At 40.8% G+C, this 24,389-nt stretch carries 23 protein-coding genes and 2 tRNA genes; 15 read left to right on the forward strand and 10 right to left on the reverse strand.

The features are described 5' to 3' along the window. Window positions 1-78 precede the first annotated feature (78 nt). Complete coding sequence (locus AC1DO4_RS16055; protein ID WP_477417561.1) at window positions 79-1,374, forward strand: D-alanyl-D-alanine carboxypeptidase/D-alanyl-D-alanine-endopeptidase; 1,296 nt, start codon at window positions 79-81, stop codon at window positions 1,372-1,374. A gap of 103 nt (window positions 1,375-1,477) precedes the next feature. Here the strand turns inward: AC1DO4_RS16055 and AC1DO4_RS16060 are convergent, their stop codons facing one another. Together AC1DO4_RS16060 and murQ are read right to left on the reverse strand one after the other, a co-directional pair. Beyond that, on the reverse strand, window positions 1,478-2,044 hold the full coding sequence (locus AC1DO4_RS16060) for a hypothetical protein (RefSeq protein ID WP_477402190.1): 567 nt from the start codon (window positions 2,042-2,044) through the stop codon (window positions 1,478-1,480). Window positions 2,045-2,142: 98 nt separating this feature from the next. After that, on the reverse strand, window positions 2,143-2,952 hold the full coding sequence (gene murQ, locus AC1DO4_RS16065; RefSeq protein ID WP_477417563.1) for an N-acetylmuramic acid 6-phosphate etherase: 810 nt from the start codon (window positions 2,950-2,952) through the stop codon (window positions 2,143-2,145). Between the two features lie 101 nt (window positions 2,953-3,053). Here murQ and AC1DO4_RS16070 point away from each other — a divergent pair, with 101 nt between their 5' ends. Next, window positions 3,054-4,637, forward strand: a complete 1,584-nt coding sequence (locus tag AC1DO4_RS16070) for a S41 family peptidase (protein ID WP_477417565.1) — start codon at window positions 3,054-3,056, stop codon at window positions 4,635-4,637. A gap of 179 nt (window positions 4,638-4,816) precedes the next feature. Here the strand turns inward: AC1DO4_RS16070 and der are convergent, their stop codons facing one another. Together der and era are read right to left on the reverse strand one after the other, a co-directional pair. After that, window positions 4,817-6,118: a ribosome biogenesis GTPase Der gene (der, locus tag AC1DO4_RS16075; protein WP_477417567.1), complete on the reverse strand. Its 1,302-nt coding sequence runs from the start codon at window positions 6,116-6,118 to the stop codon at window positions 4,817-4,819. A gap of 149 nt (window positions 6,119-6,267) precedes the next feature. Next, a complete protein-coding gene (era, locus tag AC1DO4_RS16080) occupies window positions 6,268-7,143 on the reverse strand; it encodes a GTPase Era (RefSeq protein WP_477417569.1) in 876 nt (291 codons plus the stop codon). Window positions 7,144-7,286: 143 nt separating this feature from the next. Here era and AC1DO4_RS16085 point away from each other — a divergent pair. The 4 genes from AC1DO4_RS16085 to AC1DO4_RS16100 all read left to right on the forward strand — a co-directional run bounded on the left by AC1DO4_RS16085 (window position 7,287) and on the right by AC1DO4_RS16100 (window position 9,574). Next, window positions 7,287-7,359: transfer RNA gene (locus tag AC1DO4_RS16085), tRNA-Met, on the forward strand. 91 nt (window positions 7,360-7,450) lie between these two features. Further along, complete coding sequence (locus tag AC1DO4_RS16090) at window positions 7,451-8,110, forward strand: C40 family peptidase (RefSeq protein WP_477417571.1); 660 nt, start codon at window positions 7,451-7,453, stop codon at window positions 8,108-8,110. Window positions 8,111-8,654: 544 nt separating this feature from the next. Then, window positions 8,655-8,727: transfer RNA gene (locus AC1DO4_RS16095), tRNA-Met, on the forward strand. 424 nt (window positions 8,728-9,151) lie between these two features. Beyond that, window positions 9,152-9,574, forward strand: coding sequence for a helix-turn-helix domain-containing protein (locus AC1DO4_RS16100; protein WP_477408260.1), 423 nt, complete (start codon window positions 9,152-9,154; stop codon window positions 9,572-9,574). 72 nt (window positions 9,575-9,646) lie between these two features. On the opposite strand, the gene AC1DO4_RS16105 is transcribed toward AC1DO4_RS16100, so the two are convergent. From AC1DO4_RS16105 to AC1DO4_RS16120, 4 genes are all read right to left on the reverse strand, one after another. Continuing rightward, on the reverse strand, window positions 9,647-10,441 hold the full coding sequence (locus AC1DO4_RS16105; protein ID WP_477417573.1) for a hypothetical protein: 795 nt from the start codon (window positions 10,439-10,441) through the stop codon (window positions 9,647-9,649). A 141-nt stretch (window positions 10,442-10,582) separates the two neighbouring features. Further along, window positions 10,583-11,419: a glucosaminidase domain-containing protein gene (locus AC1DO4_RS16110; RefSeq protein ID WP_477417575.1), complete on the reverse strand. Its 837-nt coding sequence runs from the start codon at window positions 11,417-11,419 to the stop codon at window positions 10,583-10,585. Between the two features lie 48 nt (window positions 11,420-11,467). Further along, on the reverse strand, window positions 11,468-12,004 hold the full coding sequence (locus tag AC1DO4_RS16115) for a glycoside hydrolase family 73 protein (protein WP_477417578.1): 537 nt from the start codon (window positions 12,002-12,004) through the stop codon (window positions 11,468-11,470). A gap of 3 nt (window positions 12,005-12,007) precedes the next feature. Beyond that, window positions 12,008-12,646: an O-methyltransferase gene (locus AC1DO4_RS16120; protein WP_477417580.1), complete on the reverse strand. Its 639-nt coding sequence runs from the start codon at window positions 12,644-12,646 to the stop codon at window positions 12,008-12,010. Window positions 12,647-12,740: 94 nt separating this feature from the next. Here AC1DO4_RS16120 and AC1DO4_RS16125 point away from each other — a divergent pair, with 94 nt between their 5' ends. From AC1DO4_RS16125 to AC1DO4_RS16145, 5 genes are all read left to right on the forward strand, one after another. Further along, on the forward strand, window positions 12,741-13,361 hold the full coding sequence (locus AC1DO4_RS16125; RefSeq protein ID WP_477417582.1) for a 1-acyl-sn-glycerol-3-phosphate acyltransferase: 621 nt from the start codon (window positions 12,741-12,743) through the stop codon (window positions 13,359-13,361). A gap of 1 nt (window position 13,362) precedes the next feature. Next, window positions 13,363-14,451: a glycosyltransferase family 2 protein gene (locus AC1DO4_RS16130; protein ID WP_477417584.1), complete on the forward strand. Its 1,089-nt coding sequence runs from the start codon at window positions 13,363-13,365 to the stop codon at window positions 14,449-14,451. Next, a complete protein-coding gene (locus tag AC1DO4_RS16135) occupies window positions 14,430-15,101 on the forward strand; it encodes a carotenoid biosynthesis protein (protein ID WP_477417586.1) in 672 nt (223 codons plus the stop codon). Before AC1DO4_RS16130 ends, AC1DO4_RS16135 begins: the two co-directional genes overlap by 22 nt. Window positions 15,102-15,207: 106 nt before the next feature. Then, a complete protein-coding gene (locus AC1DO4_RS16140; RefSeq protein ID WP_477417588.1) occupies window positions 15,208-16,059 on the forward strand; it encodes a 4-hydroxy-3-methylbut-2-enyl diphosphate reductase in 852 nt (283 codons plus the stop codon). A gap of 30 nt (window positions 16,060-16,089) precedes the next feature. Next, window positions 16,090-16,788, forward strand: a complete 699-nt coding sequence (locus AC1DO4_RS16145) for a fatty acid desaturase (protein WP_477417590.1) — start codon at window positions 16,090-16,092, stop codon at window positions 16,786-16,788. A gap of 64 nt (window positions 16,789-16,852) precedes the next feature. On the opposite strand, the gene AC1DO4_RS16150 is transcribed toward AC1DO4_RS16145, so the two are convergent. Both AC1DO4_RS16150 and mqnB read right to left on the reverse strand, forming a co-directional pair. Next, window positions 16,853-17,701 carry a menaquinone biosynthesis family protein gene (locus tag AC1DO4_RS16150; RefSeq protein ID WP_477417592.1) on the reverse strand — a complete coding sequence of 283 codons (849 nt, stop codon included), beginning with the start codon at window positions 17,699-17,701 and terminating at the stop codon, window positions 16,853-16,855. 29 nt (window positions 17,702-17,730) lie between these two features. Further along, on the reverse strand, window positions 17,731-18,351 hold the full coding sequence (gene mqnB, locus AC1DO4_RS16155) for a futalosine hydrolase (protein WP_477417594.1): 621 nt from the start codon (window positions 18,349-18,351) through the stop codon (window positions 17,731-17,733). Window positions 18,352-18,446: 95 nt separating this feature from the next. On the opposite strand from mqnB, the gene AC1DO4_RS16160 reads away from it, so the two are divergent. The 4 genes from AC1DO4_RS16160 to AC1DO4_RS16175 all read left to right on the forward strand — a co-directional run bounded on the left by AC1DO4_RS16160 (window position 18,447) and on the right by AC1DO4_RS16175 (window position 24,282). Continuing rightward, entirely contained in the window at window positions 18,447-18,863 is a 417-nt protein-coding gene (locus tag AC1DO4_RS16160; RefSeq protein ID WP_477417641.1) for a 6-pyruvoyl trahydropterin synthase family protein, read from the forward strand. A 9-nt stretch (window positions 18,864-18,872) separates the two neighbouring features. After that, window positions 18,873-19,511 carry a GTP cyclohydrolase I FolE gene (folE, locus tag AC1DO4_RS16165; RefSeq protein ID WP_477400536.1) on the forward strand — a complete coding sequence of 213 codons (639 nt, stop codon included), beginning with the start codon at window positions 18,873-18,875 and terminating at the stop codon, window positions 19,509-19,511. Window positions 19,512-19,604: 93 nt separating this feature from the next. Further along, window positions 19,605-20,492, forward strand: coding sequence for an ACP S-malonyltransferase (fabD, locus tag AC1DO4_RS16170; protein ID WP_477417596.1), 888 nt, complete (start codon window positions 19,605-19,607; stop codon window positions 20,490-20,492). Window positions 20,493-20,550: 58 nt separating this feature from the next. Continuing rightward, a complete protein-coding gene (locus tag AC1DO4_RS16175; RefSeq protein WP_477417598.1) occupies window positions 20,551-24,282 on the forward strand; it encodes an ATP-binding protein in 3,732 nt (1,243 codons plus the stop codon). Window positions 24,283-24,389: the final 107 nt, after the last annotated feature.

Here is a 24,389-nt window from a genome sequence, read left to right on the forward strand (position 1 = left end):
TGGTAATATTAAATTTACAACATTAATTGGTTAAATAGATAAATATTTATGCGGAGCACAACATTTACATTTCTGCTAATGATTTCCGTTTTATTATTGGGGAGTTGCAGTATTCAAAGCCGTTCAATAAATAAACAGAGCATTAAAAAGCAGTTTGCGCATTCGCAGATCTCCAATGATCATTTTACAGGTTTTGCTTTATACGACCTGGACAAAAAAAAGATGGTGTTTGAGCTAAATTCCGACAAATATTTTACCCCGGCATCAAATGCTAAATTGTTTACTTTTTATACCTGCCTTAAAATGCTGGGCGATTCGATCCCGGCACTTAAATACGAAGTGCGCAATGATTCGCTGGTGTTTTGGGGAACTGGAGATCCGTCATTCCTGCACAGCGCCCTGAAAGGAATTAACGGGCTGAAGTTTTTACAAAACAGCAATAAAAAACTATACTTTTCAACAATCGGCTACACCGGTGATTTTTGGGGCCCGGGATGGGCGTGGGATGATTATAATGATGAGAACCAGGCAGAAATTACGGCATTGCCAATTGAAGATAATGAAGCCCTGTTGTATACCGATACTGACGGAAATATGCAGGTGAAACCCAACTATTTTAAAAGGTATCTGAACCGCGATGCGGATTACCACCCAGCAGGTTTTAAAGTAAAGAGAGACTTTTTAAGTAATAATTTTGTTTATCCCGAGACGGCTGTCCCTGCAAAATTTGAGCAACAGGTTCCGTGGAAAACAAGTGATATGCTGACTAAAGCTTTATTGGAGGATACTTTGAAAAAGCCGGTTTACTTGGCGCGGTTGCCCATAAGTAATAATGCAAAAACTATTTATAATACCAATGCCGATTCGGTATACCGCCGCATGCTGCAGCCCAGCGATAATTTTATTGCCGAACAATTGCTGCTGGTTTGCTCATCGGTAAAATTTAATACACTGAATAAAGACTCTGTTATTAATTATGCTAAGGCCAATTTCTTAAAAGATCTGCCTGACGTACCGCAATGGGTTGATGGATCGGGTCTTTCGCGTTATAACCTGTTTACTCCACGAAGCATTGTAAAGCTGCTTTGTAAAATTGATGATGAAGTAAAAAACGATTCGCTTTTGCATAGCCTGATGCCCGCAGGAGGATTAACCGGGACAATCAAAAACGCCTATAAAACAGATAACGGAAAGGCATTTGTTTGGGCTAAAACAGGTTCGCTATCCAATAATCATAACCAAAGTGGTTACCTGGTAACCCGGGGAGGAAAGCGGCTGGCTTTCTCCTTCATGAACAACAATTTTACCCGGCCAACAAAAGAGGTCAGAAATGAAATGGTAAGGATGATGACATGGATACATGATGCGTATTGAAGAGAGCCCCTCTAAATATCCCCCGGTACGGGAAACTTTTTTGGTTTATTTTAGCCCGTTCTACCGGGCTGCCGTGTACCGGGGAGGGTTGCGTGGGGCTGTTCTAATTCAGTCTCTTCACCATCTGTTCTTCCACCTTTTTAAATACCTGTATAGGTTTTAAGCTGCGCCAGCCGAGGTCATCAAGCTGACCGCCAAAGTTGATGTAGTAATCGATATTGTTCCGTTTAAACTCGTCAATAACATGTTCACGGAAATTGATGCCGGCTATCCAGCCATCTTCAACATCCTGGAACCACTCTTCGTAATAACAATCATCAGAGGAATGGAAGTTCAATATATTTTCGCCTATCAGGATAAAACGATTGATGCCATTGTCTATCATCAGCTCCAGTATCTCGCGCTTAAGCATCATGATGTCGTTATTGATGGCATCGTTCCATTCGCCAATAAATTCTATAATGGTATAACCCTTTTCATAGTCGGCAAAAAGCACTTTCATATAAAGCGTGTTGGAGCCAAAGGAATCCCATTGCGGATGGAGCAGGTAATTGTACACCTGTTTATCAAATTCAAACTCGCTATATTCTGTAGCATAAAAAGGCGAATACTCATCTTCTGATGCGATGTAATCATCTCTCCAGCGATAATATGGTTCTATCTCGTGCATTTTTCCAATTTCAGATTTCAAATATGCAGATGTGCAGATTGCGGAATATGCAAGTCAAAATCATTTGCATATCTGAAATCTGCGCATCGGCAAAGTAATTAATCATTGTTATAGTGCTCAACCGCACTTCTCACGCTTCCGTATTTTTTTAGTAAAACAGCAGCCTCTTCTTCATTAAGCCCTGTTTCGTCCATAACCATGTGTGTGCCCCTGTTAATAAGCTTATCGTTGCTTAACTGCATATCAACCATTTTATTTCCCTTCACGCGGCCCAGCTGTATCATTACACTGGTACTCAGCATATTTAAAACCAGCTTTTGAGCGGTGCCAGCTTTCATCCTGGTTGATCCTGTTAAAAACTCCGGACCCGTAACTACCTCAACCGGATATTGAGCAGCTGCTGCCACCGGGCTGCCGCTATTGCAAACTATACAACCGGTAACAATATGATGTTGCCGGGCCATTTTTAGCCCGCCAATTACATAAGGCGTAGTGCCCGATGCCGCTATACCAACTAAAACATCCTTATCGTTTATATTAAATTCCAAAAGGTCTTTCCATGCCTGTTCCGTATTATCTTCGGCAAATTCAACCGCTTTACGTATGGCATAGTCCCCGCCAGCAATAATCCCCACTACCATATCAAACGGAACGCCAAACGTAGGTGGGCACTCCGAAGCATCAACCACACCTAAGCGGCCGCTGGTGCCTGCACCTATGTAAAATAAACGGCCACCTTCTTTCATTCGCGCTGCTGTTACAGTTGCCAGTTTCTCAATTTGCGGCAATGATTTGGCAACCGCCTGCGGTACAGTTTGATCTTCCTTATTGATGTTTTCAAGGATTTCCCTTACTGATTGCAGCTCCAGGTTGTTATAATTCGACTCCCTTTCGGTGATGGTTTCCATTAATATCAAATAATTTATAACAAAATTCGGTAAAAAACATCAAATGAAAGGCTGCTGATAAAAATTATTGGTTAAGCATTGATTAACTTTGTTTGTTGAATATGAAAAAGACTGCGGGGATAATTTTCAGGACGCTGATTCTGTTGTTGATGGGTGTTACTATTGGATTGTGGATCAGTAGGAATAATGTCGACCGTGGCCTTGGTTTTTCATTTTCCGGGAGTGATAAGCTTTCGCAGGTTTTAAACCTGGTTGGCCAGAACTATGTTGATAGCGTAAACGTTGACAGCATTGAAGGAGCATCTATTAATGAGCTGCTGCAAAACCTGGATCCTCATTCGCTTTACCTGCCACCGCAGCAGGCGCAAAGTATCAACGAGCGTTTAGAAGGAGGTTTTAACGGTATTGGTATTGAATACCAGCTGCTGCGCGATACGCTGATAATTACGCAGGTTTATGCCGGCGGCCCTGCGGCCAAAGCAGGCTTATTAGTGGGCAGCAAAGTTATTAATGTTGACCATAAAAAATTCTCGGGCACTAAACTTACTGCCGATAGGGTTAATGACGCTTTCAGGGGCGAAAAGAATGCTACCCTAGTTATGGATGTAGCCAATACAAACGGCAAAGGTACCAGGCCCTATATTATGAAGCGTGGCCGGGTTGATATCAGCAGTATAAACGCCGCTTATATGGCCAACGCAAATACAGGCTATATCAAAATCAGCAAGTTTGCCGCCACTACCGATATTGATTTCCGCTCTGCGCTTAAAAAGCTCAAGGCTGATGGCATGAGCAAACTGGTGCTTGACCTGCGCGGTAATGGTGGAGGCTATTTAAGTGCGGCCACATCATTGGCCGACGAATTTTTGGGCAAAGGCAAACTGATAGTATACACCAAAGGCATCCATGAACCGCGCACAGATTATTTTGCTACAGATTCGGGTGCTTTTCAGCAGGGTAAGGTTACTGTATTGATAGATGAATACTCGGCATCGGCAAGTGAGATACTGGCCGGCGCATTGCAGGACCTGGACAGGGCAACTATTGTTGGTCGCAGATCGTTTGGTAAGGGGCTGGTACAACAGCAATTCCCGTTCGGCGATGGCTCGGCTGTTAACTTAACCGTAGCGCGTTACTATACTCCATCCGGCCGGTCAATACAAAAATCATACAAAGGGGGGTTAGCTAGTTACCGCAACGAGCTTGCTCAGCGTATGCGAAAAGGCGAGTTGTTTTCTGAACAAAGTAACCGGAACGATACCGTTTTTAAAGGATCATCATACCATACCACAGGTGGCCGTAAAGTTTACAGCGGCGGCGGCATTATGCCCGATATTTTTGTATCTGCCGATACAACACAAAACACCCAGGTATTGCAAAACCTAAGCGAACAGCAGTTGTTTTCGGCCTACGTGATAGACAGGATGCTGCCAACACTGGATAAATACACAACCGGCGACGACTTTATTAAACGTTACCTGGTAAGCGATGATGAGTTCCATAACTTTATCCTATACGCTTCTCAAACCTTAAAGGAAATGGATTCGCGCGAGTTGCTGCTATCAAAAAATTACATCAAAAGCATTTTAAAAGCCAGCGCGGTAAGGTTTAAATGGGGCGATAACGCTTTCCAGGAAGTGATGAACAATAACGATGTGGCGTTTAAAAAAGCGCTGGAGCAATAGTTAAATGTGCAGATTTCAGATGTGCAAGTGTGCAGATGAAAAAGCAATGTATAAAGCGTACAAAACCTTCCTTTCCAATCTATATGACATGTTAATGGATTCCATTTCAGAAAACGCTTCAGAACCAATCAAAAAACCATCTGCATATCTGCACATTTAAAATCTGCACATCTGCAGTTTTATTTCTGCCTGAACCAAACTTGTATAGGCGCGCCGCTGAAATCAAAATTTTCTCTAAGCTTATTCTCAATAAAGCGATAGTAAGGTTCCTTTACATATTGCGGTAAATTACAGAAGAACGCAAACATGGGCGATGTGCCTGCAATTTGGGTGATGTATTTTATTTTTACGTATTTGCCTTTGATGGATGGCGGCGGATAGTTTTCGATAATAGGGAGCATCACCTCGTTTAGTTTTGAAGTAGCTATTTTACGGGCGCGGTTCTGGTAAACCTGGTTGGCCACGTCGATTACTTTTAGCACACGTTGTTTTTCGGTAACAGAAGTAAATACGATAGGTACATCGGTAAACGGTGCAATCTTCTCGCGGATCATCTCTTCAAAAACCTTAACAGTTTTGTTGTTCTTTTCAATCAAATCCCATTTGTTAACTACCACCATGATGCCTTTCTTATTCTTTTCGGCCAGGTGGAAGATGTTGATATCCTGCGATTCGATACCTTCAACTGCATCTATCATCAGGATAATAACGTCGGCCTCTTCAAGGGCCTTAATGGTGCGCATTACCGAGTAAAACTCGATATTTTCTTTAACCTTGGTTTTTTTACGCATCCCGGCCGTGTCAATCAGCATAAAATCATGACCGTACTGGTTATAGTGGATATGGATAGAATCGCGGGTGGTACCGGCTATTGGGGTAACAATGTTACGTTCTTTACCAATAAGCGAGTTGATGATAGATGATTTACCCACATTCGGCCTGCCTACAATGGCGTATTTTGGGCGGGTGTTTTCTTCCAGTACTTCATCATCAAATTCCTTAACAACTTCGTCAAGCAATTCGCCCGTGCCAGAGCCGGTCATGGATGAGATGCTATAGATCTCGCCCAGGCCTAAGCTATAAAATTCGGTGGCATCAGCCAACAGCGCGTTGTTATCTAATTTATTAACTACCACAAAAACGGGCTTCTTACTGCGGCGCAGCAGTGTGGCAATTTCATCATCAAGATCGGTAATGCCGGTGGTAACATCAACCATAAACAGGATAACAGAGGCTTCTTCAATGGCAATTTCAACCTGCTCGCGAATGGCGGCCTCAAAAACATCAACAGAGTTGGCTACATAGCCCCCGGTATCAATTACGGTAAACTGGTGATTGGTCCACTCAGATACACCGTAGTGCCTGTCGCGGGTTACGCCGCTAAAATCGTCGACAATGGCTTTACGTGTTTCGGTTAAGCGGTTATATAAAGTTGATTTGCCTACGTTAGGGCGGCCAACTATGGCTACTATGTTACTCATGCTTTTGTTTAGATTTGAGATGTGAGATTTGAGATATGAGACAGAAGCTTTTCTTACTGCCTAATCTTAAAAATTACATCAAAATTAATTCTTTTGCTAACCGGATGCCAGATTTTTCTCAAATCTCACATCTCAATTCTCATATCTATTTATTCGTATCCGAATTTTTTAAGGTAATTTTTTTTGCTGCGCCAATCCGGGATCACTTTTACAAACATCTCCAGGAAAACTTTCTTCTGGAAAAATTCTTCCATATCGCGGCGGGCGTAGGTGCCTACTATTTTAAGCATGCTGCCACCCTGGCCAATGATGATGTTTTTTTGCGAATCGCGCTCCACAATAATTTCGGCACTGATGCGGTGCAGCTTTTCGCCTTCAACAAAAGCGGTTACAATTACCTCGGCGCTGTAAGGAATTTCCTTTTTATATTGTTTAAGTAACTGGGCGCGAATCATTTCTGATGCAAAGAAGCGGTCGTTCCTGTCCGTCAGCTGATCTTTTTCATAATAGGCCGGGTGCTCGGGCAAGTTACCTATCACAAAATCCATAATGGCTTTAATATTGTGGCCCAATAATGCCGATATGGCGAAAATGGCTTTAGGGTTTAATTTCTCCTGCCAAAACTCCACTTTCTTTTTTACGGTTTCCTCGTCGCTTTGGTCAATCTTGTTGATCAGTACGGCAACGGGGGCCAGTGACCCTTCCAGTTTTTTTAACACATCGGTTTCGTCGTACTCCTCGTAAATATCGGTAACCAGCAAAATCAGGTCGGCATCAACAATGGAGCCATCTACCTGGTGCATCATACTTTCGTGCAGCGCATAATGCGGTTTGATTACTCCGGGTGTATCAGAAAACACAATCTGGTAGTTCTCATCATTAACAATTCCCAAAATACGGTGCCTTGTGGTTTGCGCTTTGGGGGTGATGATTGACATTTTTTCGCCAACGAGGGCGTTCATAAGGGTTGATTTCCCTGCATTGGGCTTACCAATTATACTTACAAAACCTGCCTGGTGACTCATATAAAAATAATTAAAAATATATTTGGACTGCAAAGAAACGAATTATATCTTTGCAGTCCAATTAAAACGGASTGCAAATTGCATTTTGACAATTGGAAAGAGCTTTTCGAGGTTATGCCGAAAAGCAACAAACAACAAAATAGTGCGGGATGGAGCAGTTGGTAGCTCGTCGGGCTCATAACCCGAAGGTCGTAGGTTCGAGTCCTGCTCCCGCTACCTGAGTAAATAAAAAGCCTTAAGTCGAAAGATTTGAGGCTTTTTTGCTTTTGAATAACAAGAGCCGAAATTTTCTTCCTATTATTACCACATGCATCTTCATGTTGGCTTTCAGATCCTTTTTTTGGCTTTGCTATCATTTTTTAAACCGGAGAAAGCCGATTTAATGATCGCCGCTAAGCATCATAAAACGGGTAAAGTTCTTAAAACGCATAAGCACTCCCGTGTACATTACAGATCAGTAAACATAGATACGGCGATTTCTACAGAATGCACAACACCAGATGAATTAATAACTTTTGCTAAATCGCTCAAAGGTATAAGATATCGGTTTGGCTCCACAAATCCCGAAAAAGGGTTTGATTGCTCGGGGTTTGTTAATTACGTATTTCGTCATTTTGGAATAACCATCCCCAGGAGTTCTTCGGATTTTGCGGGTGTTAACAGCCTGGTAGGCCTGAACGAAGCGAAGCCGGGAGACCTGATATTGTTTACCGGGACAAAAAGCAGAAGAAGGGCCGGGCATATTGGTATAATTGTATCATTACCCGGAGAACCAATAATGTTTATACATTCTACATCGGGCAAGGCAAATGGGGTTACAGAAACACCGTTAGATGATTATTATATGGGCAGATATATGAAAACGATCCGATTATTTACAGGCAATAACGGTAGTTTTATTGATTCGAAAGATGATTCGCAGGGTATAGATGGAGCGATTGATCGCTCGTCGGGTTCAAAACCCTGAGGTCGGCAGTTCGATCCCGCTCCTCCGCTGCTTGATAATAAGCATTTACGATAAAAAGCAAATGCCTTTCTTATTTCAGAACATACAAATGTTCATACACGCCGGACTTTGCAGAATATTAATTTCTCAAATCACTGAATTCCGGCAGCGTGGCGTGCTTAATGTTGGGGCATTATATGCAACCCGCAGGATCTGATGTTTTTTGACCAAGTTATCAATGAATTGCAATTTGAAAGAAGATATCCGGAAAGGTATTTGAAAGTGTGAGGCGGGGTGCCGGAAGATGTCCCGTAAGGATATCAAAGGTGCATCAACGGTGCATGAAAAAGCATCAAAAATTTGCGAGCTAAAAAGCCCCATTCAACCCCGGAAAGAATCCTTTGGAACCATATTTGCCATAGGTATAATCATCTTTAGCTGTGCTGGGGAGTTCCAGGTAAGGTATATTGCCACTGATTAAATAAGATCCCCGTGGAAAGTAGATTTTCGATTATTTTACACTGTAATGCCAAAACTTATCATACATTTGCAGCCCAACAAACAGTGCGGGATGGAGCAGTTGGTAGCTCGTCGGGCTCATAACCCGAAGGTCGTAGGTTCGAGTCCTGCTCCCGCTACACGTTAGCCCTTGTATTTTCTGAGATTCAGATAATTGCAAGGGTTTTTTATTTTCCATCAGGCAATAAATCCCCCTATAAACCTCTCCTTTGTTGACTGATATATAAGGAATAAAAAACACCAGTTAAGCACAAGGGTTCCGGAGATCTGCCAATCCAGGATATGCCGCAAATTTGCCTCATTTTTAATCAGCATCTTTTTAGCGTTTATCCGCCCATTTACAATTGGCTCAATTATTGCATAATTTGTTATGTTAGGTAAAGTTTTATTATATTAGATAAATTAAATTTGTATTACCAAGGTGAAATTTGCATTACCCGGGCAAAATGGTTTCAATCCCGGTAAAGCAAGCCACCTTCGCTTAAATAATTAACTTCCTATAATTATATAACTATTTGTGTTGTACTAAAGGGAATTAATGCCATGAATATTTCTTCAATTGATAATGATATTGGTAACGAAAATTTAACCCTGGGCCAACCTGACCTTGGACTTATTTTGGAAAAAGTGCTTCATCGGGAATGCATGTGTATTTCAGAAATTGCCAAAAATTTAAACGTCAGCCGCCGTACAGTTTACAACTGGTTCGGAATGAAAAATCTTGACCTTGAAATTATATACAAAATCGGGAACGTTACCGGGTATGATTTTTCTAAGGATATTCCGGGATTTGATAAAATGAAACAAGCGTTTGAGGAAAAAGCTATCAAACAAAGTTTAATTTTGGATGAAGAGGATTCAAACGCGGTACACTATTGGATGGAAAAATATATCAGTTTGCTCGAAAAGTATAATAACATTATACTTAAAGATTATGGAAAACTGAATGATAAAGAAATGCGGTAATTTCTTCAGAAAAACCAAACCTGAATAGATAACACTCACAATGGTTCTTGATTAAATAAATTAATAGACTTTCTAATTCGCCCCCACCTTTGGTGTAACCAATGGTGCTAAAGTATACGATGTTTTCGAGGAGCGTAAAAACCGTCGCAGGTTGGATTTAATAGTGGTAATAAATTCGTAATCGGTAGCTGTTTTTACCAGGAAGTAGCCAGGGCGGTAGCGCTGCATAAAGTCGGTAAGCTGTTGGTCTTTAAGGTGGGTTACACTGGCAACAAATACACGGTTAAACCTAAAATCTATCTCTCTTTGATGGAAATCTTTTTCAATTGTTTCGCGTAGCTTTTCGGCATTGCGCCCGCTGCGGCTAAAAGCATTGTACAGTGCGTCTATGCCTATGCCTGCCCCCAGACCGGGTGATATCGAGAGTAAACTCTGGCTGTATTCTGATCCATAAATTTTGGTGTAATCCCGTTTGGTGACCTCAAACTGTTTTTCAGGTGTAAGTACCGAGTCGCGGATGTACACCTCTTTCAGCATAATGGCCGATCGTTTCATATAAACGGCAAGTGCGTTACTACTCTGCACTTTTATAGTGTCGCTATAGTGATCGGCCTTAGTAAATATCAGGACATCACCCGGCTGGGCATCAATTGCAAATTCGCCTTTAAGCGTATTATAAACCGATTTGCCTGTTGTGGCGTTTTGTACGTTTACTTTGGCAATACGGTCTTTACTTTCTTTATCAAACACAATACCTTCCACCTGCTTTTGCTGTGCAAAAACCGGCATGCATAATGTGCTTAAAATCAAAAACAACCATACTTTCATTGTGGCGCCAAAAATAAACGTTCGGCTGTGTTTAGCCATCTTATTTAACAACAATTAACTTTTTTGGAAGAGTAAAGATTTTGGAGCAATGAGTAAGGATCTTCTACTTTCTATTGTTTCATTATAAGGCTCGAAGCAATGACGTGCTTTTTCTGATTTTCCCGACTCTTCCTCCTGACTCTATTTCACAACTACCAGTTTTTGTCCGATATGAATATTATTATCGGGGATACTGTTCAGCTCTTTTAGATCATCAACAGTTATTCCAAAACGTTTAGAAATATTATATAGTGTATCGCCCTGTTTTACGGTATAGATCTTATCGTCGGGCCTGGTTTTGGTGAGCGTATCAGCATTGGACCTGCCAATGCTATCATTGATTTGGGATAACACCCGGTCTTCGCGTTTTATCTTGGCTACTTCACCTTCCGCACGATCATACTGATCAAGATTGTATTTTATTATCAGGTTGATAAGTAATTGCGGGTATTTGGGGTTGGTAGCATACCCAGCCGCCTTTAATCCCCTGGCCCAGCCTTCATAATCGTTTTTATCTAACTCGAAAAGTTTAGCATAATTCTTCCGTTTTAAAAAAGTAGAATGATCACGAAAGGAATCCTCGGGGTTATCATATACCCTGAAACAGTCGTTGGCATTATCATCATCTTTGTAATAGCTTTTGCCCCTCCAATCGCTTGTACACTTAATGCCGAAATGGTTGTTGGCAAAACGGGCCAGTTCGCTGTTACCAGCACCGGATTCAAACAGGCCCTGTGCCAAAGTTATACTCGCAGGTATGCCATACTGGTTCATTTCCTGTATAGCAATTGCTTTAAACCTGTCAATATAATCTAACGAAGAGAGTGATTTGTAATTGGCAATAGATGCGCTGTTTGCCTTTTGGATATTGCTGTTGTTCCGGCGAACATCCCGGTTTGATATGGTTGTTTTTTTACGCGCGGAACAGGAGCTAAAACATACAATAGCTATCAGGAGCACAAAACTTATTCTTTGCATACAGTTAAACCTTATTTGAGGCAATTATTAATTCGCCAAAATAAGATTTTATTGTTTAGTTTCTGCTAATTCTTTAGGCTGATCACTCGGGTTTTCGTCCAGATCATGAAGATCATATTTTTTGATGATGCCTAAAACCTGGGAAGCCCATTTGCGGCTGCTGGCGTAACCGCTGCGCTGAATACCATGTGCCCAGCCCGCATAGTCATAATGGCTAAGTGCATCAGCCAGGTGGCTAAACTGCTTACGCTCGGTCATGATTCGTGCAAAATCCTGGAAGGAATCTAAAACCGAATCGTATTTTTTATATGCCGACCGGATTTTTTTGTTGTGTTTAATAAAAACTACACTGCCTCCGCCTTTTACTCCAAACTGGTTATTAAGGTTTTGCGCAATTGTACTGTTGCCACAGCCCGATTCATGCATGGCCACACCTAAAACTATACTTGCTGGAATCCCCGTTTCATGCATGATGCGAATGGCATCGTCTTTAAACTTCTGGATGTAAGATTGTGAAGTGTTCTTTTGCGCTGAAGCGGCAAGTGTTGAGATCAACAGGGTTGTAATCAGTAAGATTTTCTTCATAATTTATTTTTTTCTGATAACCAATAGTCCATCGCGTACAGGCAGGATCAGTTTTTCTATCCTGGTGTCAACAGCTATGTGGTCATTTAGTTTGCGAATATTTTCGGTATCGGTATCTTTTTCAGGCCCGTATACTTTTCCTTTCCACAAAACATTATCAATTATTATTAATCCTCCGGATCTGACTTTGTCAAAAACCAATTGAAAGTAGGTAAAATTATTCTTTTTATCAGCATCAATAAACACCAAATCGAAAACATCTGCATACAAATCAGAAATAATGGCCTCTGCCTCCCCAAAATGCAGCTTTATTTTATTTTCAACATTTGTTAGTTTAAAGTGTGAATTGATGATATCCTCCATTTCGCGGTTCACCTCAATGGTATGCAGAATGCCGCCCTCAACCAATCCTTCGGCCAGGCAAATTGCCGAGTAACCGGTATAGGTACCTACCTCAAGGATGCATTTTGGTGCTACCATTTTGCTCAAGAAACTAAGCAACCTGCCCTGGTAATGACCCGATAACATGTGCGGCCTTAGCACTTTTAAATGCGTTTCGCGGTTCAGTTGCTGCAAAGCTTCCGGCTCCGGGTCGCAATGGTCATCTAAATATGCCTGTAAAGCAATAGGGAGAATATCCATGCCGCAAAGATAGGAATTTTGTTTTTAATGAAAAAAGGGACCAATATGCCACATTAATTGATGTTGTTATCTACATTTATTACCTTTCCACTTCATGATCTACAATAAAAAAAATGTTTTTTTTAACCGGCTTATCCATTATTATATAAAGTGGGTTGTTGGCAAACATTTTCATGAAGTACTTTGTGATATCATCGAAACAGATAATAAACGGGCGATATTGCTTGTAGCAAACCATTTTAGTTTTTGGGATGGTTTGATCTTGTACTGCATAAATGATAAACTTCTGAAAAAAAAATATCATGTAATGGTAGAAAAGGAAACCGTACATATGCTCCATTATTTGAAATTTGTCGGGGCTTTTTCTATTACCAAAAGATCCAGGGACGTCATCGAGTCACTTAACTATGCGGCAGAATTATTGAACGATCCACAAAATTTGGTGTTGATTTTTCCACAGGGTAAGTTATTTTCAAATTATGTTGATGATGTTCGTTTTGATAAAGGGGTGTTCAGAATAATGCAAAAAGCGCAGATAAACTTCCAGTTGGTGTTTGCTTCAACATTTATTCAGTATTTTAAGCATAAAAAGCCCACTGCAACCGTTTACTTAAAAAGCAACATCGAAAAGTATACAAACATAACCGAGCTAAAAGTGGCTTACCAGCAACATTACAGCAGCACAAAACTGCTTCAAACCGAATTTGATATATAAAGTGACCGTAATTATATTAATCACCCTTTTTTTTATCGTTCTGCGTTTCTCGGTAACGCTGTTCAATTTTATATCCGATCCTAAATTGCGCCGCGTAGGCAAGCAATACAGCGATATGGTTTCTATTCTGATCCCCGTACGAAATGAAGCTGATAATATTTTAACCCTGCTCAAATCCATCCATCAACAAGACTATCAAAATTATGAGGTTATCATACTGGATGATGGATCAACTGATGATACTTTTGCGGTTTGCTCTGTGTTCAATAAAACACACCCAAAGTTTAATGTAATTAAGGGCGGCGGGCTGCCCGCAGGCTGGATAGGTAAAAATTACGCCTGTCACCAACTGGCCCAACAGGCAGGCGGTAACTATTTGCTTTTTTTAGATGCCGACGAGCAGATAAAACCAGGCCTCATCAATAGCGCCATACACCGGATGCACCTGAACAAGCTGGGCCTGTTAAGTCTTTTTACCAACCAGGAAATGGTGACCATGGGCGAAAAGCTGGTAGTACCCCTGATGCATTTTGTATTGTTAAACCTGCTGCCAGTTCGATTGATTTCCCTGGTGAAAAACCCATCAATAGCGGCGGCCAGCGGGCAATTTATGTTGTTTGATGCGATGATTTACCATGAGGAACAATGGCATAGAGTAGTAAAAGACAAAGTGGTTGAGGACGTGGAAATTATGAGGTTAATAAAAACCAAAGCGTACAATGGCGAAGCTTTGCTGGCCAACGGTATGATAAGCTGCCGCATGTACAAAAACTATAATGAAGCAATTAATGGTTTCAGCAAGAATTTTTTGGCGGCGTTTAATTACAGTGTTATCGGTTTTTTAATTTATTTAATGCTGGTTATCATTTTCCCGATGATACTTATCATGACGCTGAATTTTCCATTGATACTATTTATGTGTGGTCTTATTATCCTAACCCGCATTATGATCTCATTGGAGTCGGGGCAAAATGCGCTATACAATGTAGTACTGCATCCGCTGCAAATATTTAATATGCTGCTTATTGCAGTGCTATCTATCCAGAAGCACCTCACCAAAACAACCGTATGGAAGGGGCGCAGGATTTGAACAATCAGTTATCAACAGGCAGCACAAAAACAGAGCGTGTTGCCGTTATTATTATTGTGTTGTTTCATGTAGTGGGATTGATCGGTTTTATCATCCCGTCTTTAACAATACTTTTCTTAAAATTGGTCCCCTGGCATTTAATGCTGATGGCTGTTGTAATTGTTTACAGCCATAATCAACCAAGCGCAAAATTCTTATTATTTGTGTTGCTTGTTTTTACAATAAGTTTTTCGGCCGAGCTTATTGGTGTACACACCGGTCTGTTATTTGGCAATTATAGCTATGGTGAAACTCTTGGAATTAAACTATTTAATATTCCCCTGATGATTGGGATAAATTGGTTTCTACTTATTTACGCTGCGGGTGTGCTCATGCAAAGAAGCCGTATCAGGAATGTTTTCTTCCGGATTATAACCGGAGCCCTGGTACTCGTTCTCCTTGATCTGGTTATAGAGCCTGTCGCCATTCACTTTGACTACTGGCATTGGACTGGAAATAGTATTCCGCTAAAAAATTATTTCTGTTGGTTTTTATTAAGTACTGGAATGCTGTTCATCTTTGAAAGGTTCCGGTTTAAACCGCAAAACAAAGCCGCTATGGTATTGCTTATAATTCAGTTTGTGTTTTTCATGATATTAGGATTGATTTAAATGTATTATTCAAAGACCAGTTACAGACTTTGTTAATTCCTTAAATCCTGTCAAAAAATCAACAAATACAACAAAATCATTAAATCAAGGTTATATTTGCAACATAATGGGAGCGTACAACTTACAGGTTACTATCGATCAGGATTCGGGCTTTTGCTTTGGGGTAGTTTACGCCATTGATATGGCCGAGGAAATACTGGCCGAAGATGGCTACCTGTATTGCCTGGGCGATATTGTACATAATGATGAGGAAGTTGACCGCTTAAAAGCTCAGGGGCTACGGATAATTGATCATGCTGAGCTAAAGGATTTGCATAACGAAAAGGTGCTTATTCGCGCCCATGGCGAAGCCCCCGATACTTACCGTACCGCTTTAGAAAACAATATTACCCTCATTGATGCCTCATGCCCTGTAGTTTTAAAGCTGCAAAACCGTATAAAAACATCCTACGACTCAAATGAAAAAATCCTCATATTTGGTAAGCACGGCCACGCCGAGGTAATAGGCCTTGAAGGGCAAACCAATAACGAAGCCCTGGTTTTCCAGGATATTGCCGAGCTGGATAATATGGAGCTGCCCCACAACATTACGCTTTACAGCCAAACCACCAAGAGTATGGAAAAGTTCTATAGCGTAAAAGATGAGTTGATTTCAAGGGGATATGATTTGAAGGCTAATGATACCATCTGTCGCCAGGTATCAAACAGGGATAAGGATTTGCCAAAATTTGCTACACGCTTTGACAAGATCGTTTTTGTATCAGGCAAAAAATCATCAAACGGAAAAGTATTGTTTGAGGTTTGTCGCAAACATAACCCCAACACCTATTTCATTTCGTCAACCGGTGAACTGGAACTATCCATGTTTTCGCCAAATGACACGGTTGGTATAGCCGGCGCCACATCAACTCCTATGTGGCTGATGCAGCAGGTAAAAGCCGCCATTGAAAATTTTTAACAGCACGCTTTTTGCTGTTACATCAATCACATGCAAAAAAGCCCCTCACATATTGGTTTACTGATTGCCATAGTCGTTATAGGTTGTTGGGCCGCATCCATCATCCTGTTAATGCAGTGGCATTTCAGCTTTACAAATCCGCTGGTTTACCTATTTATTTTGGTACAAATGCATTTGTATACCGGGCTATTCATTACCGCGCACGATGCTATGCATGGCACTATATCGCCCTATCGCGGTATTAATAACTTTACTGGTTACCTATGCACTTTTCTATATGCATCTTTCTGGTATCCGCAGCTTTACGCAAAACATCATCTACACCATAGCCACGTCCATACAGCGCAGGATCCGGATTATCATAACGGCGGTTTCTGGAGCTGGTATGTAACATTCATCCGCAATTACTTATCTATATGGCAAATTGTGGTGATGGCTGTATTGTTCAATATTTTAAAAATGTGGATTCCGCAGGCCAACCTGTTGCTTTTTTGGGTAGTTCCCTCGCTGTTGAGCACCTTACAGTTGTTTTACTTTGGCACTTACCAGCCACACAAAGGTGAACATGATAATAAATATTTTGCCCGCAGCCAGGCTAAGAATCATGTATTGGCTTTTTTTAGCTGCTACTTTTTTGGATATCACTATGAACACCACGATTCGCCCGCTACCCCATGGTGGATGTTATGGAAAAATCGTATTCAAAAAACAAAGAACGGTCAATTATAGTGTTTTGCAGATGCCCACTTTGTTTTGACCTTACCCATTGCAGGCTTGAGAGTATTCCCTTAGCTTAACTTAGAAACAAATTTTCCTTTATTGCCGGTATAAAGTTGTTTTTAAGGGCAGTATCAAAAAGCAGCTTAATTGCTTTTCTTCCATCTTCGCCCAGTTCAACAGAATACTTGTTTACATAAAGTTCGATGTGCTTGTACATTACCGCTTCACTCATTTCCTGTGCATGTGAGCGGATAAACTCCAGCCCCGATTTGGGATTGGCAAAAGCAAACTCAACCGATTTGTGTAATACCCGGTTCAGTTTGTGCTGAATAGCCGCTGGCAGGCTACGGCTTGCCACTATGCCCCCAAGCGGAATAGCACAGCCGGTTTGTTTTTCCCAATGGTCGCCAAGATCGATGATCTTTTTTAAACCCTTATCCTGGTAAGTAAAGCGATTTTCGTGAATAATAAGGCCAATATCTACCCGCCCCTCCAATACAGCATTTTCAATATCCGAAAAAACCAGCTCAATTTTGTTAGTAGCGTTCGGGAAGGCATTGCCCAATAAAAAATTAGCAGTGGTATACTTGCCAGGGATTCCTATTAGGGGTTGCGGATCGCCGGATTCGAGTTGCGCAAGCAATTTTTCAGGGTCATCTTTACATATCAGCATCGGCCCAACTCCAAACCCTAATGCGCTGCCAGAATCAAGCAGTACATATTTATCGGCTACATAAGCAAAGGCGTGGTAGCTTAGTTTAGTAACATCCAACTCGCCGCGAAAAGCTTTTTGATTAAGTGTTTCCACATCATCATAAAAAACCTCAAACTCAAGGCCTTCGGTATCAATTTTATGATGTATCAGTGCGTCGAAAATAAAGGTATCGTTAGGGCAGGGCGAAAAGCCGAGGGTTAATTTCATAATATTAAAGTGTAGTATATATAACCTGATTAAAGCTTAATGACAGCATCGATCAGATCAATAGCAAAGGTATTCAGATTTTTTATTGCGAGTCCTATCTGCCAGCTATCGCGGTTACGTTTTTCTACATAATTTGACACAGCCCTGATTTGCATACACGGCGCATTGACCTGTTGGCATGCGTAAAAAAAAGCCGCCCCTTCCATGCTTTCCAACTGCGGATCTAAACGGTCCTTTACTTTTTTAATAGACAACTCATTCCCATGAACAGTATTTACAGTGATGGCCCGCACCTTTTTCAGGGAAAAATTACCTACAACTTCTTCAAGAGTAGTTGTGGGCTTATAAGTAACTTCGCCAAAACCCAAAACATTCATGGGTATAAATTGCTCATCATCTTCGGCGCCAGTCTCTGCAAAGGTATCTTCGGTAATTTCCACCACCGCGCCCGGCTGAATGTTCCGGTCGAAGCTGCCGGCGATTCCCAAATTTAGTATCAGGTCGTATTTGGGCAGTGTAAGATGATGGCCAAGCGCAAAAGCAGTAGGCACCATGCCTGCACCGGTTATAAGCACAGCTATTTTATTACCAAAGTATTTGCTAAGAGGTTCTATCTCAGGGGCGGTCGCGGCAACTACCAATATAAGCATATGGTTTTTAAATGTTTTGATGAAGTTTTTTGGGTACTAATATAAAACAACTCGCCTGTTTTTGTTTTGTATATTTGCACTCACGATATATTATGATGATACATATAACGCGCAAGGAACATTTTAATGCCGCTCACCGGATGTACCGTGAGGAATGGAGCGCTGAAAAAAACAATGAGGTATTTGGCAAATGCGCCAATCCTAACTGGCATGGTCATAACTACAACTTGTTTGTAACCGTTAAGGGCGAAGTTACGCACGCAACTGGTTATCTTATTGACCTTAAAGAGTTGAAAATTATCATTAACGAATTTGTTATTGAAAAGCTCGATCATAAAAACATCAACAAAGATGTTGATTTTATGGCGGGTAAAATGGCATCAACGGAGTTGCTTTGTATAGAAATATTTAACCAGCTTAAAACGCCTATTGAGGCTTATGAGGGTGTATTTTTGCACTCGGTTAGATTGTATGAAACTGAAAATAATTCGGCCGAGTATTTTGGCGGATAACTTTATAAAATGATTGACAAAAACCACATCCCCGACCGTGATGATGATATTGACGGTTATACCAAGGTAGACAGATATAATCCTCAACTGATTGAAAGCCTATCGGCCAATTATCTTAACGTTTTAAAACAGATCGGCGAAAATCCCGAACGTGAAGGTTTATTAAAAACCCCCGAGCGCATTGCTAAAGCCATGCTTTTTCTTACACATGGATATGATCTGGATGCAAAAACAATCATGAGCTCAGCTATGTTCAAGGAGGATTACAGCCAGATGGTTATTGTTAAGGATATTGAGGTGTACTCTATGTGCGAGCACCATATGCTGCCTTTTTTTGGCAAGGCGCATATTGCCTATATTCCTAACGGATATGTTGTAGGCCTGAGTAAGATACCCCGTATAGTTGATGTTTTTGCCCGCAGGCTGCAGGTACAGGAACGGCTTACCAACGAGATTCGTGACTGTATCCAGGAAACACTTAACCCTTTTGGTGTTGGTGTTGTTATTGAATGCCGCCACTTGTGTATGAGCATGCGGGGGGTACAAAAGCAAAACTCCGTAACTACCACATCGGCATTTACAGGTGAGTTTTTAAAAGAAAAAACACGAACCGAATTTTTAAATTTGATAAGTTCTAAGTTGGGTTAAGCCCTCCGGTCCTCTAAAGGGGGAATACGAAGGGTTGATAAATAATAAGTATTATAAACATAAAAATTCCCCCTTTAGGGGGTTAGGGGGCACATGAAAGCATATATTTTTCCGGGGCAGGGTGCCCAGTTTGTAGGTATGGGTAAAAATCTTTATGATCAATCAGAAAAAGCCCGCGAACTATTTGAAAAAGCCAATGAGATATTGGGTTTCCGCATTACCGATGTGATGTTTGACGGCACAGCCGAAGACCTGGTACAAACCAACGTAACCCAACCAGCTATATTTTTGCACTCGGTTATTTTAGCCACCGTTTTAGAGGATGACTTTAAGCCAGAGATGGTTGCAGGTCATTCATTAGGTGAGTTTTCTGCCCTGGTGGCAGCCGGCGCTTTATCATTTGAGGATGGTTTGCGTTTGGTAGCTGCCCGTGCCAATGCCATGCAAAAAGCATGCGAACTGCAGCCATCTACCATGGCGGCAATTTTGGGCCTGGATGATTTTATTGTTGAAGATGTTTGCCAGCAGGTAAGCGATGTGGTAGTAACCGCAAATTACAATTGCCCCGGTCAGCTGGTAATATCCGGTACCATTGCCGGGGTTGACGCGGCTTGCGAAAAACTGCTTGCAGCCGGAGCAAAAAGGGCTTTAAAGCTTAAAGTTGGGGGTGCTTTCCACTCACCATTAATGGAGTCTGCACGGGTTGAGCTGGAAGCGGCCATTGTCGCCACCGAGATTAAATCGCCGGTTTGCCCTATCTACCAAAATATAGATGCCAAACCATATACCGATCCTGCACTTATAAAACAAAATTTAATAGCCCAGCTTACAGGAGCCGTGAGATGGACACAAACCGTTAAACACATGATGGAAGATGGAGCAACCTCCTTTACCGAAGTTGGTCCGGGCAATGTATTACAAGGCCTTGTAAAAAAAGTTGACAGGGCTATGGTTACTGAGAGTGCCGAGCTAACGCAATAACTTTAAAAAGCACTGTATAGTGCTTTTTGTTTTTTAAATCAATTTATCTGATAATAATTTGACCGCATCCGGAAAAATACGTTTGTTGCTTACCCTGATAGGTATTGGTTTATTGTTTGCGGCCATTATTGTCCAAAAAACATATACCCCAATAAATAACCTGTTGCAAACAGCGCAAACACTCGAGGATAATTTACATAAAAAAGAAGCTTACATTAATAAGCAAATAAACGATAAAGTACAGTTTAATAAATTTAAAACGCTTACCGATAATGACCAGGATGCCATTAACAGCATTAATGATTTTACTACCCAAAAGAACATTTGGTTTGTAACTGCTTATAAAAACCGGTTAAGCTTTTGGAGTGGCATTAAAGTTTTGCCTGATAGCTTAGATGGCATTAAAGAAGGGAATTCGTTTATTAAGCAACCTAATGGTTACTACGAAGCGATTAAAAAAACTGACGGCGATTTCTCCGTTATCTTTTTCATCCCGGTAAAAATTAACTATGCATTTACCAACCAATACCTTCAAAATACCTTCGCAAGAGACCTTACTCCCAGTGACAATATTGAGATTGCCAATTTTATTGACAAGGATGTTTATAATATTCATAGCAGTAATAATGATTACCTGTTTTCTGTAAAGCAAAAGCCAGGGGCCGTTAACGATGCCTTTATTTATTACGAGTTAGCAATATGGATTTTAACAATCATAACACTTTGCATTTTAATCCATAATATTTGCTGCTATGTAGCTGCAAATGGATATGCCTGGTTATCCGTAGTGTTTATGGCGCTGTTTATTGTACTGCTCCGATTTGTTAACTTACATTATCACCTCCCCGATTTTAATGGAATGCTCAGGGTCTTTGACCCTAAAATTTACCATTCCGGTATTTTATATCCTTCTTTGGGCGATCTTTGCATCAATATATTATGTGTTTTTTGGTTCGTTGCTTTTGTATACCTGCAACGGCGCCGCCTGTTTACTATTGTATTTGGCAATGTTGCCGGCTATTTTACGGTAATAAGTTGTATACTACTGCTTATAGCTGTTTCTACATCACTATTAAGGTTGTTTTATGATCTTGTTGTTAACTCAGACATCAACTTTAATGTAAACAATGTACTTAACCTGTCTTCATTCAGTGTTCTGGGTGTTTTAATGCTCTGTTTTAGTTTCCTTATTTTTTACCTGATTGACGAGGTTGTTCTTTTTCTGTGCCTTAAACTGGATGTTCCAAGATCGCACCAGGCATTTTTGTTCGCAGCAAGCATTATCATCACCACAATTGTTTTTGCTTTCTACCATGAGTTTACTGTGTTTTACCTGTTGTGGATGTTGTTGGTCATGATCAGGGCGTATGGCTTTATATACCAGGGTAGCAGGCTTACCACAAGTACTTTTTTAGGCATCCTTTTAATATGCGCTCTTATTTCGGCCATTAGGCTTAATCATTTTGAGAGCATCAAAGAAGAACATATTCGCAAGGGCGTGATACAAAAGCTGGAAGAACCCGATGACCGCTCGGCCGAAAACTCTTTTAAAATAGTAGAAGGCAGGATTGTTACCGATACGGCTATCATACGCTACTTTAAAGAAAATGTGCATAATATCGAGTACCTTAAAACTCGTTTTCAAAAACTTTATTTTGACGGTTACTTATCAAAATATGGGCTAAAAGTACATGAATATGATGCGATGGACCAGCCAATGTCCGATGATAATTTTTCGCTGAACGTATTTAAAGACCAGGTGGTTTATAGTTCGTTTAAGGTGTCGGCTTATTTTTACCGGATCAACGAGTTGTTCGGATTTCAGAGTTACTTTGCTATACTGCCTATAAGCTACAGGCACAAAAAACTGGGGACATTGGTGGTTGAGTTTAAGTCAAAACCGCTGCAATCGTTAGTAGGAACTTTCCCCGAGTTATTGATAGATGGTAATTTAAAAAGCGAGGATGAGCTTAAGGATTATTCATACGCGTACTATATCGATAATAAGCTGCAAAGTCAAAAAGGGAATTATGTTTACTCCCTTAATAATACCGATTTTAATGGTACGCTTAAAAAGTATACTGTAAAAACAACTAAAAGCAATAATCCCGAATGGTACAATACCTTTACCAAGTATGAGCACCTGATATATAAACCCACTAAACGTAATTTAATAGTGGTGAGCAAGGAGGTAAATCCATTATATTATAGTGTAACTTCCATTACCTTCTTTTTCTTGGCTTTGCTGATATTTAGCGCCGTCGTCATAATTTTAAGGGGAGCCTGGGTACGTATCAGGATATTAAGTATTAAAGATGATAAGATCCGCTGGACTTTCAGGATAAATTTTGATAAGGTACTTTATAAAACCCGCATCCAGTTTGTGATGATATTTGCGGTAGTGGTTACGCTTATAGTTGTAGGTTTTATCACTTTTATATCTATTGGTAACCAGTACCAAAAACAGCAGGATAAACAGATCCGGGATAAAATTACCAGCATTACCGAGGCATTCCAAACAGGCATATTAAACAAATACATTTATAATGTGAATGAAAAAAGCCAGGTAGACTTCAATGACCTGGCCAAAACCTACTCAACCGACCTGATATTGTTTGATACGAATGGGGTACCCCTGGTAACAACACAGCCCAAAATTTACGAATATGGCCTGGTAGCAAAAAAAATGAACTCAAGGGCCTATATATTTTTGAGCAAGCTGCAAAAAACCGAGTTTGTGAATGACGAGCGTATAGGTGAACTAAGTTATAAGGCGGCCTACGCCCCTATAGTAACTTCAGGTAACAAAACCGTTGCTTACGTACAATTACCTTATTTTTCTAACGAGGCCGACTACAAGGAACGGATCAGTTCGTTACTTAATGTAATGATCAATGTATACGCGCTGGTCTTTATAGCTATAGGTTTGTTTGCAATTATTATTGCAAGGCAAATTACCACGCCATTAAGCTTTATACAGGATACACTGAGCAGAACCATATATGGTAAAAAGAATGAGCCAATAAAATGGCAACGTAACGACGAGATAGGGGCCCTGGTTAAGGAGTATAATAAAATGATATCGGCGCTGGAAAATAGTGCCAACAGGCTGGCTCAGTCCGAACGTGAAAGTGCCTGGCGGGAAATGGCCAAACAGGTTGCCCACGAAATTAAAAACCCTTTAACGCCTTTGAAGCTGGGCTTACAACTGCTTGATAAATCCTGGCGGGACAAAGACCCTAAATTTGATCAAAAATTTGAGCGTTTTAGCAAATCATTTGTTGAACAGATAGAAAGCCTGTCGTCAATAGCATCCGAATTTTCGGCATTTGCTAAAATGCCCGATACCCGTATCGAGCCTACTAACATTTTTGATATGCTAAACCAGGCAGTTACCATTTTTAAACAGATGGATAATATTCACATTAGTTTTCAACCGCCCGAAACGCCATTTATCATTAATGCAGATCGCGATCAATTGTTACGTTGCTTTAATAACTTGTTAAAGAATGCCATTGAAGCCACACCACCCGACAGAAAAGGGCTGATAGATATCAATTACCTGGTAACCAGTAAGAATGTATTACTTACTATAAAGGATAACGGTAACGGCATCCCCGAAAACATGCGCGAAAAAATATTCGAGCCCAACTTCACCACCAAAAGCTCGGGTACGGGGCTGGGGCTTGCCTTTGTTAAAAACTCTATAGAGAATGCCAATGGCAAGATATGGTTTGAAACTACTATTAATATAGGAACTTCTTTTTATCTGAGCTTTCCAGCCGCGTAATTTAGGCGAAAGGTAAAGGGCGAAAGGTTAAAGGTAGCTTCAGCCTTGCCTATTAAAAGAGTTCAAAGTCAAACTGTAATTGCTTTAAACCCTTTTGCCTTTGACCT

This window comes from Mucilaginibacter sp. P5_A6, from assembly GCF_056400585.1.

Coding starts and splice junctions, on each gene's coding strand:
- AC1DO4_RS16055 (WP_477417561.1), top strand. CDS start 79: ATGATTTCCGTTTTATTATTGGGGAGTTGCAGTATTCAAAGCCGTTCA.
- AC1DO4_RS16060 (WP_477402190.1), bottom strand. CDS start 2,044: ATGCACGAGATAGAACCATATTATCGCTGGAGAGATGATTACATCGCA.
- murQ (WP_477417563.1), bottom strand. CDS start 2,952: ATGGAAACCATCACCGAAAGGGAGTCGAATTATAACAACCTGGAGCTG.
- AC1DO4_RS16070 (WP_477417565.1), top strand. CDS start 3,054: ATGAAAAAGACTGCGGGGATAATTTTCAGGACGCTGATTCTGTTGTTG.
- der (WP_477417567.1), bottom strand. CDS start 6,118: ATGAGTAACATAGTAGCCATAGTTGGCCGCCCTAACGTAGGCAAATCA.
- era (WP_477417569.1), bottom strand. CDS start 7,143: ATGAGTCACCAGGCAGGTTTTGTAAGTATAATTGGTAAGCCCAATGCA.
- AC1DO4_RS16090 (WP_477417571.1), top strand. CDS start 7,451: ATGCATCTTCATGTTGGCTTTCAGATCCTTTTTTTGGCTTTGCTATCA.
- AC1DO4_RS16100 (WP_477408260.1), top strand. CDS start 9,152: ATGAATATTTCTTCAATTGATAATGATATTGGTAACGAAAATTTAACC.
- AC1DO4_RS16105 (WP_477417573.1), bottom strand. CDS start 10,441: ATGGCTAAACACAGCCGAACGTTTATTTTTGGCGCCACAATGAAAGTA.
- AC1DO4_RS16110 (WP_477417575.1), bottom strand. CDS start 11,419: ATGCAAAGAATAAGTTTTGTGCTCCTGATAGCTATTGTATGTTTTAGC.
- AC1DO4_RS16115 (WP_477417578.1), bottom strand. CDS start 12,004: ATGAAGAAAATCTTACTGATTACAACCCTGTTGATCTCAACACTTGCC.
- AC1DO4_RS16120 (WP_477417580.1), bottom strand. CDS start 12,646: ATGGATATTCTCCCTATTGCTTTACAGGCATATTTAGATGACCATTGC.
- AC1DO4_RS16125 (WP_477417582.1), top strand. CDS start 12,741: ATGATCTACAATAAAAAAAATGTTTTTTTTAACCGGCTTATCCATTAT.
- AC1DO4_RS16135 (WP_477417586.1), top strand. CDS start 14,430: ATGGAAGGGGCGCAGGATTTGAACAATCAGTTATCAACAGGCAGCACA.
- AC1DO4_RS16140 (WP_477417588.1), top strand. CDS start 15,208: ATGGGAGCGTACAACTTACAGGTTACTATCGATCAGGATTCGGGCTTT.
- AC1DO4_RS16145 (WP_477417590.1), top strand. CDS start 16,090: ATGCAAAAAAGCCCCTCACATATTGGTTTACTGATTGCCATAGTCGTT.
- AC1DO4_RS16150 (WP_477417592.1), bottom strand. CDS start 17,701: ATGAAATTAACCCTCGGCTTTTCGCCCTGCCCTAACGATACCTTTATT.
- mqnB (WP_477417594.1), bottom strand. CDS start 18,351: ATGCTTATATTGGTAGTTGCCGCGACCGCCCCTGAGATAGAACCTCTT.
- AC1DO4_RS16160 (WP_477417641.1), top strand. CDS start 18,447: ATGATACATATAACGCGCAAGGAACATTTTAATGCCGCTCACCGGATG.
- folE (WP_477400536.1), top strand. CDS start 18,873: ATGATTGACAAAAACCACATCCCCGACCGTGATGATGATATTGACGGT.
- fabD (WP_477417596.1), top strand. CDS start 19,605: ATGAAAGCATATATTTTTCCGGGGCAGGGTGCCCAGTTTGTAGGTATG.